The organism is Mucilaginibacter sp. P4_E8 (assembly GCF_056401495.1).
The window spans coordinates 1-14,043 of sequence record NZ_JBFUJG010000009.1 but is presented as its reverse complement, the minus strand read 5'-3'; the positions used below and the strand labels follow the sequence as shown (position 1 = coordinate 14,043).

The following is a 14,043-nucleotide window of genomic DNA, read 5'->3' as shown; positions in this document are numbered from 1 at the left end:
TTATGAGGGCTGTATTACAACGCGTTTCGGAAGCAAGCTGCACGGTTGATGGCAAAATAACCGGCGAAATCAAGACTGGTTTCCTGGTTTTATTGGGTATTGAAAATGACGATACCGATGACGACCTAAACTGGCTGGCCAATAAAATGGTTAACATGCGTGTTTTTGGCGATGAAAATGACCTGATGAACAAAGCACTGGCCGATGTTGACGGCAATATCCTGCTGATATCACAGTTCACCCTGTTTGCCCAAACCAAAAAGGGTAACCGTCCGTCGTTCATTCGTGCGGCAAAGCCTGATAAGGCCATACCGATGTATGAGCAAATGATAAAAGTATTAGAAGGCCTAACAAACAAAAAAGTGGCTACCGGAATATTTGGAGCCGATATGAAGATCAGTCTGGTAAATGATGGGCCAGTAACCATAATAATAGACACGAAGTCTCGCGAATGATATCGAATTTCACGAAAAATACACACCAATCAATTTAATTCCTATGGCTAATATATTATTTAAAGAGGAGTCTTATAAAATAATCGGGGCTTGCTTTGAAGTGCATAATATATTAGGGCACGGGTTCAAGGAAGCCGTTTATAAAGATGCATTGGAGCTTGAGTTTATCAAGTTAGAAATTCCCTTTGTTAGGGAAAAGCCTTTCTCCATTATTTACAAAGACCAGAAATTAAAGCATTTTTTCATAGCCGACTTTGTAATATATGATACTATTATACTCGAAATAAAAATTGGCAGTTATATTGGTGAACCTTATATCAAACAAACTTTAAATTATCTGAAAGCATCGGGCTTACGTTTGGGGATGGTAATAAACTTTGGAGCCCCATCACTAAACCACCAAAGAGTAATCTTTTAAACAATCAGCTATTAGTTACACGGCATTAATTAGTGTAATTCGATAAAATTCGTGTAATTAGTGCAAATTCTTTTAAATAATTATGGAAATTAAAGAAGCGCAGCATCTTGTAGATAAGTGGATAAAAACCATGGGTATCAGGTATTTTAACGAACTCACCAATACGGCCATTTTGATGGAAGAGGTGGGTGAGGTGGCCCGCATAATGGCGAGGCAATATGGCGAGCAATCATTTAAAAAATCAGATACCGAGGTTAACCTGGCCGATGAAATGGCGGATGTATTGTTTGTACTGATATGCCTGGCTAACCAAACCGGAATTGACCTTACAGATGCGCTGGAGAAAAATATGGAAAAGAAAAGCATCCGTGATGCCGACCGGCACCGGAATAATGAGAAACTGAAATGATGCTTTATTGAAATTATATTTTAAATAAAACAATTTAACAAAATATAATTCTGTACAATTTAAAATAAACACAATTTAATAAGGCAACATTCGTTTATACAGTATAACTAATATGCCTTATTATGAAAGCTTATCTTATCCCCTTTACTTTGTTGCTGACCTTTTCGGCTTGCGGAAACAAAAACACTGAACAAAATAATAACAAAGTTGAACAGGTCAAGTTCTCACCACCTATTGTAAAGCCAGATAATGAGGTAATAGAAGCACCTCCATCGCAGAGTTATGCTGTAGCTGATAAGGCGGAGGGAAATGGTTATACTAATAATGCTAACCAGGTACGTGACACGACAAAAAAGATCATCAAAAACGGCTCTATTGAGTTTGAAACCGCTAACATTAATGCCACCCGCAAAAGGATCCTGCAATCGCTCAAAAAATATGGCGGTTATGTTGACGAGGATAACCAATCGACCAATAGCGATGCTAACCGAAAAGAGTATAATTTAAAAATAAGCATCCCGGCTAAATACTTTGATTTTTTGGTTGATTCTGTTTCAGCATCAGCAGATAAGATTGATAGCAAAAACATATCTGTCACAGATGTTACCACCCGGTATATCGACATAAAAACAAGGCTTGATAATAAAAAGATCCTGGAAAACCGGTATCTCGAATTGCTGAAAAGAGGGACAAAGATCTCGGACCTGCTGGAAATTGAAAATAAACTTACCGAGATCCGCAGTGATATTGAATCGACACAGGGACAATTAAATTACCTGAACAAACAAGTTGCCTACAGTTCGCTGGAGATTACTTTTTACACCCAACATGTAGAAAAAGCAGATAAGGGTACCGGCTTGGGTTATAAACTTAAAACCGCCCTGGCCAATGGCTGGAACATTTTACAAAGCTTGTTTTTTGGTGTGATCACGATATGGCCGGTTATTATTATGATGCTGGTAGCCTATTGGCTGTTTAAAAAGTGGAGAAGAACAAGAAGAGTGAAAAAGGTGGAGTAATTACGTCCATTACTTCAGTACGTCATTGCGAGGTACGAAGCAATCTCTATGCTATACAGGGCGAATAGAACAGTTTAGACCCTGCATACCCGACTTGCCTGTTTAGAGATTGCTTCGTTCCTCACAATAATGTGATTATTCTTTAAAGAACCTTACCTAAACCAGCTTCACCAGCCGCTCTCCCTGTAAAACGGGGATTGCGGTTGTGATATCAACCTGCAGACAAAAAGTTATATCTTTCTCAATACCTAATTTTTTCATTCGCTCGCCGTGCGATGTTTTTTTGAGGTACTCATCAATATCACCTTTACCCAGCTGAAAAAGATCATTGGCAGCAATGGCGGCATCATCCAACTCAAAACCTTCTGCTTTTAGCTGCTCAATAACGGCGCCAGCAAACAGAGTATCTTCCAGATTAAAGTTGTTTTTCCAGCCGGCGCATACCAGCAGTATGTTTTCATGCTGTGTTTTTAACCAGGCACTCAAAGCTGTAAGGTTTAAAAACGATCCGATAACAATTTTTTTTGCGCTGCGCGATAAATGCAGCGCGTGAGTGCCGTTGGTGGTAGTAAGCACCACGGTTTTGCCGGCAACTTTTTCGGCAGTGTATGAAAATGGCGAATTGCCAAAATCAAACCCATCCACTACTTTTCCGTCGCGCTCCGCTGCCAAAAGGTAATCCAGCCCTTTCTCTCTATACGCGGAACACTCCTCAACCTGTGATACCGGGATAATAGCCTCCGCACCGTTTTCAATACCATAACATATAGATGATGTTGCCCTGAAAATATCAATGATCACTACAATGTATTCTTCCACCTTGTACAGTGGTATCAACGCAGGGGTTAGGCAAACATGAGCCGCCCGGCCGACTTGTTGTTCGATATTTTTAGACATATTTTTAAATAACAAAAAGAAGAATAAACTATTGTTTATAGTTCCCCCTTCAGGGGGTTAGGGGGGCTTAGACTTTATAAAAAGGTGGCTTCACAACCCTGGCCTTTACTTTATTATCCCTAATGCTGATGTAAATTTCGGCGCCTTCTTTGGCAAACTCATTTTTTACATAACCCAGGCCAATGGCCTTTTGTAAAGAGTATGACTGTGTTCCTGAAGTTACTTTTCCAATATCATTACCATCTGCATCAACAATGGGGTAATCATGACGCGGAATGCCGCGATCAATCATTTCAAAACCTACCAGCTTGCGGTTTACACCAACTTGTTTCTGGGCCTGCAAAGCGTCAGAATTGGTAAAGTCCTTGTTGAATTTGGTTACCCAGCCTAAACCAGCCTCCAGCGGCGAAGTAGTGTCGTCTATATCGTTACCGTACAGGCAAAAACCCATTTCAAGGCGTAGGGTATCGCGGGCGCCTAAGCCAATTGGTTTTATGCCAAACGATTCACCGGCTTTAAAAATGGCATCCCAAATGTGTTCGGCATGTTGGTTTTCAAAATATATCTCGAAACCACCGGCACCGGTATAACCTGTTGCCGAGATCAGCACATTATCAACACCGGCAAATTTCCCTTTATTGAACGTGTAATATTCCATTGATACCAGGTCAACATCGGTTAAGCTTTGCAGAGCTTCGGCCGCCTTTGGCCCCTGTATGGCCAGTAACGAGGTACGGTCTGATATGTTTTTCATATCAACACCCCAGGTATTGTATTTTGCTATCCAGTTCCAGTCTTTATCAATATTTGATGCGTTAACCACCAGCATATAGGTTTTTTCGTCAATACGATAAACCAACAGATCGTCAACAATACCGCCATCCTCATTTGGCAGGCAGGAGTATTGCACCTTACCATCATACAGCTTTGAAGCATCATTGCTGGTAACCTTTTGGATCAGGTCAAGGGCATGGTCGCCTTTTAAAATAAATTCGCCCATGTGGCTTACATCAAAAACACCAACTGCTTTACGTACGGTTTCGTGTTCTGCATTTATCCCTGCGTATTGTACGGGCATATTATAGCCGGCAAACGGCACCATTTTGGCGCCTGTTTTAATATGTATATCGGTTAAGGCCGTGTTTTTCATCAAAATAATTTGTTTTTTAACGGAGATGAAGCTATCATAAGCGGTAGCTCATGATGGTTTCATCATCAACTTATATTGGCGCAAAAGTAATTATTCTGACCGGAATTTTGAGGGATTAACAAAACTGGTGAGCCGGTTATGTAAGTCTGGTATAAAACTCCACCAGGCTAAGGGCTACATTATTTACATCGTGGTGTTTCTCAACCAGTTTTCGTGCATTTAAACCAATATTCCTGCAATGCTCTTCATCAGTAATACAGCGCACAATGGCATCATAAAACTCTTCCTGGTTATTGGCGATGATGATATTAGTACCGTTTTCAAAATTTATACCCTCGGCCCCAAGCGATGTTGATATGATACATTTTTGCATGGCCATACCTTCAACTATTTTTACACGCATACCACCGCCCGATAAAAGCGGAACGATCATGATGGCCTTGCTGTTTACAAATTCAAAAGCATCATCAACCTCGCCCTGAATAAATATTTTGCCCATCACCTCGTAATCATCAAACCGCTCGGGAATGTTATGGCCGGCAACGTAAAACTTTACCCGTAGGTCTCCATCGGTAAGGTCTTTATGAAAATTATCAATAAACCACTCAATGCCCTCACGATTGGGCAGCCAATCCAGCGAACCCAGGAAAAACAAGCTCGGAAACTCTGTTTTACTAAAATCTGGTTTATACTGAGTAAGATCAATACCTACCGGAAATATTTCTACAGGGATGCTGGTACCGTATGACAGGATCGTGTTTTTATCTTCAATAGTAAAAGCCGCTATAGCATCAACCTTATTGAGCTGCTGCAGTTCATAATCCTTTACACGCCTGGCCAGCAAGCGCAGGTACCATTTTTTAAACAAATCACTTTTTTGTTGTGCCAGCCTTTGCCATACCTGGTGCTCAATATTATGGGAGCGATAAACCAGCTTGGCTTTTGAATGTTTGCGTATAGCTGTTAAATAAGGCGTTACAAACAAACCCTCAAACTGGATAACATCATAAGTGGTTTGCCGTAATTCGCGTATCAGTAGTTTTTCAAACTCCGCGTCATAATACCGGTCAATATCATTTGTTTTTTTGTTGAACAGGTTTGCCAGTGCATCAAACATCGATATGCTGATATCAATATTATAAGATGTATAATTTATTTTGGCAATCAGATCATCAGTGGTTTCCTGTATGCTGCCATTATATTTTTTGGCATTAAGTGCCGCCAATGATACCTCATGTCCAAGCGCAACCAATCCTTTTATGGTATTATATACCACAATGGCGTAGCCTCCATTCTGCGGAAATGGCACTCGGTGGGTTAAAATAAGAATTTTCAATGGTTGCTTGGTTTGGGTGCAAAAATACCAACCAGAAAGCCGTAATCAAAGTATCTTTAAAAAATACTTAGCTGAGGGTCTGTTACTCTGAAAGTTTTACGGTGATATGGCGTAAAACCCATTTTTAAAACCGTTTCACGGTGTTTAATAGTTGGATAGCCTTTATTGGTATGCCAGTCATACTCCGGGTGCTCGGCTGCAATCTGCAGCATGTAATCATCCCGATAGGTTTTGGCCAGTATAGATGCTGCTGCTATGCTGAAATATTTGCCATCGCCCTGAATAATACATTCATGCGGAATATTGGGGTACTTATTAAAGCGGTTACCATCAATAATTAAAAACTGCGGTGTTAGGTTAAGCTTTGCTATAGCCCGGTGCATGGCCAGGAACGAGGCATTCAAAATATTGATCTCATCAATCTCCAGATTATCAACAGATGCTACGGCATAGGCAACAGCCTTTTGTTCTATCTCGATACGCAACTGATACCGTAGTTCTTCGGTTACCTGTTTAGAGTCATTAAGCAAATGGTGGTCAAAATCATGAGGGAGTATTACTGCAGCTGCAAAAACAGGTCCGGCAAGGCAACCGCGTCCGGCTTCATCACATCCCGCCTCAATAAATTCATGCTGATACCTCGCTGATAACATATGGKCAAATATAAGAAATACAGGAAAGTATCAAGTAGCGAGTATCAAGTATCAAGATTTTTAAAGGGGGATAAAAAAATGAAACCGTCTTGATACTTGATACTCGCTACTTGATACTATATTAAAATATCCTTAAAGTGAGCAGGGTAATATCGTCAATGGGTTTGCTTTTAAACACGTGGTTCAAATGCTCTAAAAGCGCTTCATTAAAGTTATCTGGCGATAGGTGGCCATTTGCTTTTACAAAATCAAGCAACTTATCTTCGTTCCACACCTTTGTACTTGTCGATTCAAAGTCCATCAGCCCATCGGTATAATTAAGTATCAGGCTTCCTGGTTCCATATCTATTTCGCCCTCGTTTAAAAATGGCAGATCTTCAAAAACACCTATCATGGTGGTGCCCAGTTTAAGCGGGATAGCTTCGCCGTTGGCATACAAAATGGTAGGGTTATGCCCCGCATTAATATAATTAAGCTTGCGTTTCTTTTCGTTATAACGGGCCAGGAACAAGGTTATAAATCTTTCGCCTTTGGTATTGCTCAGTACTATTTTATTCAAACGGTCAATAATGTTGGTCAGGTCATCCTCAACCGCGGCCCAGGCATGCAAGCTGGCCTGAAAGTTTGCCATGAGTAAAGCGGCCGATATCCCTTTGCCCGATACATCGGCAATACACCATAAAAACTCATTTTCATTAAGCCGTATAAAATCAAAATAATCACCGCCAATATTTTGATGCGGCAGATATTTTGCCCCTATCTCTACACTGTCATCCTTATGCATTCTTAAGGGGATCAGCATATTTTGCACCTCAACGGCCAGCTCCATTTCGCGTTGAAAACGTTCTGATTGTAAGCGTTCGCGAAATAGCTTTTTATTCTCCAACGCCACAATGATCACATTCATCAGCGTTTGTATAAAGTTCAGATCGTTGTTAAGCATTTCGCCCGATGTATTAAAATCACCGATGAGGGCGTAGGCTAAGGCTTTGCTTTTATGATATATGGGGATAAAATAATTGTATTTGGAGAGTAAAGGATCCTGATGATCTGATATAGAGATGGGCGACTTGATCTTATTTAGTTTGTTACAGGCCCTGTTCAGTAAAACAGCCGACTCGATATCGCCGCCATATTTAGATATACAAACAAACTTATTTTCTTTTTCAATTAAAAACCGAAGCTTGCCCACCTGAAGGTAACTTTGCAGAATCACTTCGAGCATTTGTATCAGTATAGGAGTGGCGGTGTTTTTATTAATGGCCCTGGTAATCTCCAATAGAGAATTTAATTCCGACTGTCTTTTGAGCAACAGCCTGATTAATTCGTCTTCGCCAGAACTATCGTCTATATACTGCATTTGTTATTGTGGTCTGACTAAAGTAAAAAAAATATTTTCAAATGCGTGTACTTTGTGATTTTATATCGAAGGCATCGCGCAGGCCAACAGTAACCAGGTTAAAAGCATAAACCAGTAACATAATGGCCAATCCCGGAATAATGGCAAGGTACGCCGAGTTCATGACAATATAACCATAATGTTCTTTGATCATACCGCCCCAGGTTGGCATGGGCGGCTGCGCCCCAAACCCTAAAAAGCTAAGCCCCGCTTCCAGCAATATCGCCGATGCAAAATTGGAGGATGCCAGTACCAATATAGGTCCTGTAATATTAGGTAAAATATGCCGGGTGATGATGCGCGTATTATTGAAGCCCAGCGCCCTGGCGGCTTCAATATATTCAACCTGCTTCAGACTCATTACCTGTCCGCGTACCAAACGCGCCACCTCAACCCACATGGATAAGCCCACGGCAATAAATATTTGCCATAAACCCTTACCCAATGCAAATGATATGGCTATAACCAGCAACAGTGCGGGCAATGACCATAATATGTTCATTAACCAGCTTAAACAGGCATCAATCCAGCCGCCAAAGTATCCGGCAATGGCACCAATGCTTACCCCAAGCAACATACTAATCATAACCGACATGAGCCCAACAGCCAGCGATATCCGGGTACCTAACAGTAAACGGCTCAGCATATCCCGCCCATAAATATCAGTACCCAGCCAAAAAGTTCGGGTACTTATTTGGTCAGCTTTAATTTTATTGGTAAAGCGCTGGTATATTTCGTTGCTTTTATTGATCGAAATTCCGGGGTTTAATAAAACTGAACCGTAATGATAGCGTGGCTTAACCCCGTTCACCACTTCAAAAATATTATAGCCTTTTTTTTCGGGCTTGTCTTCGTCGCCAATATATTCATTCACATAAATAGAGTCCTGTGCAAAATGATACCCTGTGATGGGGATGTCGCGGTAAAAGGAAGGTTGGCCAAAAAGCATTTTTTCGAAAAATCCGACCGTATCAACCGGTTCACTTTTCCTAATGTGCAGCATCATAAATGAGGTCCCGGGCTTTTTAATGCTCAGCTGTATGGTCATGTTATTGGCATGAGGAGATTGGTCGGGCATTATTAAATAACCCAATATAGCTATAAGCAGGGTAAGTATAATGAAAACAAGTCCGCCAATGGCAATTTTATTGCGCTTAAAAGCATACCAGGTGCGTTTTGATGGGGTGAGTTCTGCCAAGAGTTAATAGTTCTTTTTGGCTAAATATCGCTTAAATAGGCACAATTTACAAGGGCGTTAGGTAATCTTTTACAAACACTTGTTATTTCACCACCCTGCCCTTCCACAAGTATTTGTGATTATTGCCCATTACGCCAATTACTACAAAATATACAATGTGCAGAGGTATAAGCAAAATGAGCAGGCTAACCAGGTAGGTACGTTTAAAAAACGCGGTTATGGGTAGCAAATAAATGATCTCGAACAAGTATTTCAATAAAAACTGAACCAAAAAAAGTTTAAAAAAGTAAAAGTCATAAAAGCCCAAAGTGGCATTTACCAGTAACGAAATATTAAACAGCCAGATGCATATTCCAAAGGCCACTACTTTTTTATCTTTATATTTTGTTGATTTTGATGCCCAGCGCCTCCTTTGCTGCATAAACTCCCGCAACGTGTGCTTGGCATGGGTATAAACTATAGCTTCGGTTTGCTTTAAAAAGCCAATTTTACCCGGATAGCGCTCCGCAACCTTTTGCAACAACAATTCATCATCGCCCGATGCCAGATCATCAATACCCTTAAAGCCCCCAACCTCATAAAATACATCTTTACGATAAGCAAAATTTGCCCCGTTGCAGGTTGATGCCCTGCCGTTACCAATAAATGCCGCCCCAATGCCTATCAAATAACCAAACTCCAGGGTTTGCATCAGCTCAAATATTGACCGCTCTTCAAAATAAGTTACCGGCGATGATATCATAACCAGGTTATTTGTTTCATAATACCCCACAATAGATGATAACCATGCCGGCCCCATACGGCAATCAGCATCAGTAGCTACCATCAGTTCGCCGGTTGATAACTTAATTGCTTCGGCAATGGCCTTTTTCTTATAGGAGTTTAGCGCTCGCGCTTCATTCAGTTGTAGCAGCTTTATCCCCTGGTTTGCATAACTGCTAATGATGGCAGCGGTATTATCGGTAGAATGATCGTCAACAATGATCACTTCCAGCAGGTGTTTGGGGTAATCCTGTGCCAAAACATCATCAATGGTTAAACTGATCCTTTCTTCCTCATTGCGGGCGGCTATCAATACGGTAACCTTTGTTTGGAAGGAGGTAATTTTAGGGGTGGTAACTTTTACGTTGGCCCATCCGCGTATCAGGTAAATTAATAATAGTAGATAAATACCTGTTAAAAATAGCGAAATAAAACTATGCAGTGCGATCAAAGAATTTGAGTTTAAAAACGAATAAAGATCCTAAAATAGCTGGAATAATTAAATTAATGAGCCATATTGATGACACACCGGCTATAACAGCTATTTTTTGATCGGTTACATAAGCGAATAAATGTGAGGCGGTAAAACTGCGTACACCCACATCAAGCAGATCAAGTGAAGGCACTGCCGATGTAATAAAGAAATACACAAACAACATCATCACCATCGGAAAAAATGCGAACTGCGGGATAAGCAGGTGGAATACAATGCAATACTGAACCGTAAATGTAACATAGCGGGCCATGCTAAAACCAAGCACGCGCATCAGTTCATTGGTTTTATAGCGGCCCATAATTTCAAAAAACTTGTGATATTTTTTCAGGAAACCAATCCTGTCGAGCAAATTCACCAGCCATTTAATATGGAAGAAAAATATCAGCAATACGGCTAAAGTAAGGGCACATATCAGGATGATGAGACCAAACAACCATGTACTTACCGGAATGTAGACATCAACAAACCAAATTATAGCAATTAACCCTAAAAGATTTGTCATAATGATTTGGCCAAAGGCACCTACTGCCATAGCAAACACCCCATGAATGCGCTTTCGGTTTGGCAAAAACATTACCCGCCCGCCATATTCCCCAACCCGGTTGGGCGTTGAAATAGCCCAGGTAAGACCGCAAAAAACAGCCTCGATAGATTCCCACAAGGTAATATTAACCAGCGTTTTGGTCAGATAACGCCATTTAAATGCCTCCAACAACCAGTTAACTACCATCAATAACACTACGATACCCATGGTTATTAACACATGTGTGGTATTTATTTTGCTTGTTAAAGCTTCAAACTGCTTAAAATCGTTGTTTTTTTTGTAGAACTGGTGATATATATACCATGCAGCCATTACCAATACGGCGGCTTTGAGCGATACAGAGATTATTTTTTTGGTAGAAGTAGTCAAAGTAAATTTTATGCAATGTTACAAAAAAACCGGGCAGGGATTAATCTGCCCGGTATAACATAACATAAATGCGTTTTGTTTATTTTAAACGTGCTTTTAAAAAAGTAATTGTGTTGGCGTAAGCATCTTTGGTTGCATTGCTGTCATAAATAGGGTTGCTTGGGTTGGCAAAACCGTGATCTGCATCATATTGATGCAGGTAAACTTTTTTACCGGCCTTTTTCATATCAGCATCAAACTTGGCAACAACCTTTGGGTTTATCCACTGATCTTTATTGGCAAAATTTCCTAACACATCAGCATTTAATGTTTTTAAGCGGTTAACATCCTGCTCGGGCATGCCATAATACATTACGCAGCCAACCGCTTTTTTACCGGCCAGTATGCTGGTTTGCAAACTCCAGCCACCACCAAAGCACCAGCCAATAGTGGCAATATGTGCATTAGCGCCGGTATAAGCAATTGCACCGTTTATAATGGCTTTTGCTCGGTCTTCACTTACTGCCTGCATAAATTTGCCGGCATCCTCACGGGTAGTAGCTACTTTACCATCATAAAGGTCAAGGTCAATTATATTTACATTGCCCAGATCGTTATATATTTTTTCTGATTCCCGCTTTACAAAATCATTTAGTCCCCACCATTCATGTATGACCAGGATGTAGTTATTGGTTGCTTTTTTAGCTTTAAGCAGCCAGGCTGTTGACTCCTTGCCATCGGCAGTTTTATAGGTTATAGAAGTACCAACGGCACTTTGAAAACGTACAGGCAGCGGATTTTTATGCGCCATACGAAATGTAGGACTGGATGCCAGCATGGCAAATTGCCTTGTTGCCGACGGTTTACTGCAGCAAACTACCTTGCGCTGACCAAAAGCAAAAGCACTAAGACAGATAAATAGTGTGAAAAGAATAAGTTTTTTCATGGTTGATTTTTTTAACTTTAGTTTTTGGAATTAATGGATACATCATCATTACGTTAATAAAATAATTAGCGTTGTGGTTTTGTAAAATTAAATTTATAAAACTGTTTATTCCGATGTATTATTCAATAACCTGCCTTATCATGAAATACTTACTAATTCTGCTCTTTACATCAATTTCACTAAATCTGGCCGCACAAAATGCTAACGTAAATACCGACGGCGGCTTTGTTGTGCTTAAGGGTCACATTAAAAACAACAATATTAGCACCTGGGACCTTTCAACAGAAGAGTATCTGAAGTTTTCAACCATTTCGGTATTGGTTGATAAAAATGGAGATTTTTCAAAAAAGCTCCCTATTACGGGGTACTACGAAGATGCCTTTTTGAGAATTGGAAATTGGGGGATACCGCTCTTTTTTAAAAACAATGACACCCTCGACATTAACTGGGATGCAAACGATGTAGAAAAGTCATTAACCATTAAAGCTTCAAAAGGCGACAGGAACCATGACATTCAAACCCAGATCATGCTCTCCAAACTTTACATCGATGAGTTTTCTAAATTAAATCAATCGTTGTATAGCGTCCCCAGGATGGCTGATGCAGAAATATTTTCGAAAATTAATGCCCTGTATAACCAGGAAATTGAAACGCTGCTGAAAGAGGGTGTTTATATCAACACAGAAAAGATGGCTGTGGATATATATTTTAAGTATACCGGGCTATTAAGAGCTCGCCGCTTATTGCCGGCTTATGAATTAGCATTGCTGCATCCGTCAGCAAACAGTGATATGATTTCCATTTTGAAAGATAAAAAGGCTTATCAAACAGAATCGGAGCTTAATTACAGATCAAGCTCTGTATACCGGGAATTTATTTTTGATTACGTGAGGTTTGCAAACCCTATATCTTCCTGGAGCCCAATGAATAACAATACTAAAATCTTAAACTCTTCATACAGCTGGCAGGATTATTATATCGGATTAATCAATTTTCATATTACAGAAATCAGGGATTGGTTTATTACCAAATCAATCATGTTTAGTTTTGCCCATTACTCATTTGATGAAACCAGCGCTGTATATAAAGATTTTATCACCAAAGTAGAAACGCCTTATTATGCTGATACTTTAAAAAAGTTTTATGCAAATGTGCAGCGCCTAAAGCCGGGATCGCCGGCGCCGGCATTTAAGCTGAAGAACGAGGCGGGGCAAATGGTTTCGCTGACCAGTTTTAAAGGCAAAACCCTATATATTGATTTTTGGGGTGTGGGCTGCGGACCATGTATTTATGATATTAAAAATAATGTACCAGCACTGCATGAAAAATATAAAGACAAAAACATTGTATTTATAAACATTTGTGTGGATAGTGATGAAAAGGGATGGAAAGCAAAGCTCAAGGAATTAAACCTTCATGGTGTTAATCTGATTGCTGAAGGATGGGTAAAAAACCCGATGGTTGCCGCTTACGGTGTAAACGGTATACCTCATTATTACCTCGTTGATCCGGCCGGTAAAATTGCTGATAATAATAGCCCCGGACCGGGCGATGGCACCCTGTATCCTAAAATGGATAAGCTGCTGCAGTAGCATAAACCCTGATTTGTCACCCTGAGTAATAAAATCCGGGGATTCTGAAGGGGAAATGACGTTGTTAAAAAAGGCTGTCATGCTGAGCTTGTCGAAGCATAGCGGGCAAAGGCCTCTCCGCACAAGTCTTCGACAAGCTCAGACTGACAGGCCTTTACACCTTGAAAATAGAATAGGTCCTTCGCTACGCTCGCAATTGTAAGGGTTTAGTAATTCGATGACAAGGTAGCAGGTTTATTTTGTGTTGTTTAAGGTGATCATATCAATAGGTCTTTTTCCACCAATACCTTGGTGAGGTCTTTCCCAGTTATAGTAGACCAGGTATTGCAGGAGTTCGTCTTCAAGTTCTTCGAGGCTGTCGAAATCAGTGTCCTCGATCAGGTCTTCCTTAAGCGTACGCCAGAAGCGCTCTACTTTACCG

15 protein-coding genes are annotated in these 14,043 nt (G+C 40.5%); 5 read left to right on the top strand and 10 right to left on the bottom strand.

Translation table 11 applies throughout. The annotated features are described in order from the left end of the window. The first annotated feature begins 2 nt into the window (after positions 1-2). From dtd to AC1DRQ_RS05735, 4 genes are all read left to right on the top strand, one after another. Positions 3-455, top strand: coding sequence for a D-aminoacyl-tRNA deacylase (gene dtd, locus AC1DRQ_RS05750; protein ID WP_477422804.1), 453 nt, complete (start codon positions 3-5; stop codon positions 453-455). 43 nt (positions 456-498) lie between these two features. Continuing rightward, positions 499-873, top strand: coding sequence for a GxxExxY protein (locus AC1DRQ_RS05745; protein ID WP_477422803.1), 375 nt, complete (start codon positions 499-501; stop codon positions 871-873). A gap of 82 nt (positions 874-955) precedes the next feature. Then, a complete protein-coding gene (locus AC1DRQ_RS05740; RefSeq protein WP_076371234.1) occupies positions 956-1,282 on the top strand; it encodes a nucleotide pyrophosphohydrolase in 327 nt (108 codons plus the stop codon). Between the two features lie 122 nt (positions 1,283-1,404). Next, positions 1,405-2,301, top strand: a complete 897-nt coding sequence (locus AC1DRQ_RS05735; protein ID WP_477422801.1) for a DUF4349 domain-containing protein — start codon at positions 1,405-1,407, stop codon at positions 2,299-2,301. A gap of 156 nt (positions 2,302-2,457) precedes the next feature. On the opposite strand, the gene AC1DRQ_RS05730 is transcribed toward AC1DRQ_RS05735, so the two are convergent. The 9 genes from AC1DRQ_RS05730 to AC1DRQ_RS05690 form a co-directional block, all read right to left on the bottom strand. After that, positions 2,458-3,198: a 2-phosphosulfolactate phosphatase gene (locus AC1DRQ_RS05730; protein WP_477422799.1), complete on the bottom strand. Its 741-nt coding sequence runs from the start codon at positions 3,196-3,198 to the stop codon at positions 2,458-2,460. A gap of 67 nt (positions 3,199-3,265) precedes the next feature. Beyond that, positions 3,266-4,348: a glycine cleavage system aminomethyltransferase GcvT gene (gene gcvT, locus AC1DRQ_RS05725; protein WP_477422798.1), complete on the bottom strand. Its 1,083-nt coding sequence runs from the start codon at positions 4,346-4,348 to the stop codon at positions 3,266-3,268. Positions 4,349-4,484: 136 nt separating this feature from the next. Next, positions 4,485-5,684, bottom strand: coding sequence for a glycosyltransferase family 4 protein (locus AC1DRQ_RS05720; protein ID WP_477422797.1), 1,200 nt, complete (start codon positions 5,682-5,684; stop codon positions 4,485-4,487). Positions 5,685-5,740: 56 nt separating this feature from the next. Continuing rightward, entirely contained in the window at positions 5,741-6,337 is a 597-nt protein-coding gene (locus AC1DRQ_RS05715) for a ribonuclease HII (protein WP_429399128.1), read from the bottom strand. Between the two features lie 121 nt (positions 6,338-6,458). After that, entirely contained in the window at positions 6,459-7,697 is a 1,239-nt protein-coding gene (locus AC1DRQ_RS05710) for a PP2C family protein-serine/threonine phosphatase (RefSeq protein WP_429399129.1), read from the bottom strand. A 37-nt stretch (positions 7,698-7,734) separates the two neighbouring features. Next, positions 7,735-8,934, bottom strand: coding sequence for an ABC transporter permease (locus tag AC1DRQ_RS05705; RefSeq protein ID WP_477422794.1), 1,200 nt, complete (start codon positions 8,932-8,934; stop codon positions 7,735-7,737). A gap of 82 nt (positions 8,935-9,016) precedes the next feature. Continuing rightward, positions 9,017-10,147 (bottom strand): glycosyltransferase family 2 protein, encoded by a 1,131-nt coding sequence (locus tag AC1DRQ_RS05700; RefSeq protein WP_477422793.1) that lies wholly within the window; start codon positions 10,145-10,147, stop codon positions 9,017-9,019. Beyond that, on the bottom strand, positions 10,131-11,105 hold the full coding sequence (locus AC1DRQ_RS05695) for a hypothetical protein (protein WP_477422791.1): 975 nt from the start codon (positions 11,103-11,105) through the stop codon (positions 10,131-10,133). Before AC1DRQ_RS05695 ends, AC1DRQ_RS05700 begins: the two co-directional genes overlap by 17 nt. A gap of 79 nt (positions 11,106-11,184) precedes the next feature. Next, complete coding sequence (locus AC1DRQ_RS05690) at positions 11,185-12,030, bottom strand: dienelactone hydrolase family protein (protein ID WP_477422790.1); 846 nt, start codon at positions 12,028-12,030, stop codon at positions 11,185-11,187. 140 nt (positions 12,031-12,170) lie between these two features. Here AC1DRQ_RS05690 and AC1DRQ_RS05685 point away from each other — a divergent pair, with 140 nt between their 5' ends. Then, a complete protein-coding gene (locus AC1DRQ_RS05685; protein WP_477422788.1) occupies positions 12,171-13,622 on the top strand; it encodes a TlpA family protein disulfide reductase in 1,452 nt (483 codons plus the stop codon). A gap of 234 nt (positions 13,623-13,856) precedes the next feature. Here AC1DRQ_RS05685 and AC1DRQ_RS05680 read toward each other — a convergent pair. After that, on the bottom strand, positions 13,857-14,043 hold a 187-nt coding region (locus tag AC1DRQ_RS05680), incomplete at its 5' end, for an integrase core domain-containing protein (RefSeq protein WP_477422786.1).

What these genes read in the sequence shown, in the direction of transcription:
- AC1DRQ_RS05685 (WP_477422788.1), top strand. Translation starts at nt 12,171, where the DNA reads ATGAAATACTTACTAATTCTGCTCTTTACATCAATTTCACTAAATCTG.
- AC1DRQ_RS05690 (WP_477422790.1), bottom strand. Translation starts at nt 12,030, where the DNA reads ATGAAAAAACTTATTCTTTTCACACTATTTATCTGTCTTAGTGCTTTT.
- gcvT (WP_477422798.1), bottom strand. Translation starts at nt 4,348, where the DNA reads ATGAAAAACACGGCCTTAACCGATATACATATTAAAACAGGCGCCAAA.
- AC1DRQ_RS05730 (WP_477422799.1), bottom strand. Translation starts at nt 3,198, where the DNA reads ATGTCTAAAAATATCGAACAACAAGTCGGCCGGGCGGCTCATGTTTGC.
- AC1DRQ_RS05735 (WP_477422801.1), top strand. Translation starts at nt 1,405, where the DNA reads ATGAAAGCTTATCTTATCCCCTTTACTTTGTTGCTGACCTTTTCGGCT.
- AC1DRQ_RS05710 (WP_429399129.1), bottom strand. Translation starts at nt 7,697, where the DNA reads ATGCAGTATATAGACGATAGTTCTGGCGAAGACGAATTAATCAGGCTG.
- dtd (WP_477422804.1), top strand. Translation starts at nt 3, where the DNA reads ATGAGGGCTGTATTACAACGCGTTTCGGAAGCAAGCTGCACGGTTGAT.
- AC1DRQ_RS05740 (WP_076371234.1), top strand. Translation starts at nt 956, where the DNA reads ATGGAAATTAAAGAAGCGCAGCATCTTGTAGATAAGTGGATAAAAACC.
- AC1DRQ_RS05715 (WP_429399128.1), bottom strand. Translation starts at nt 6,337, where the DNA reads ATGTTATCAGCGAGGTATCAGCATGAATTTATTGAGGCGGGATGTGAT.
- AC1DRQ_RS05745 (WP_477422803.1), top strand. Translation starts at nt 499, where the DNA reads ATGGCTAATATATTATTTAAAGAGGAGTCTTATAAAATAATCGGGGCT.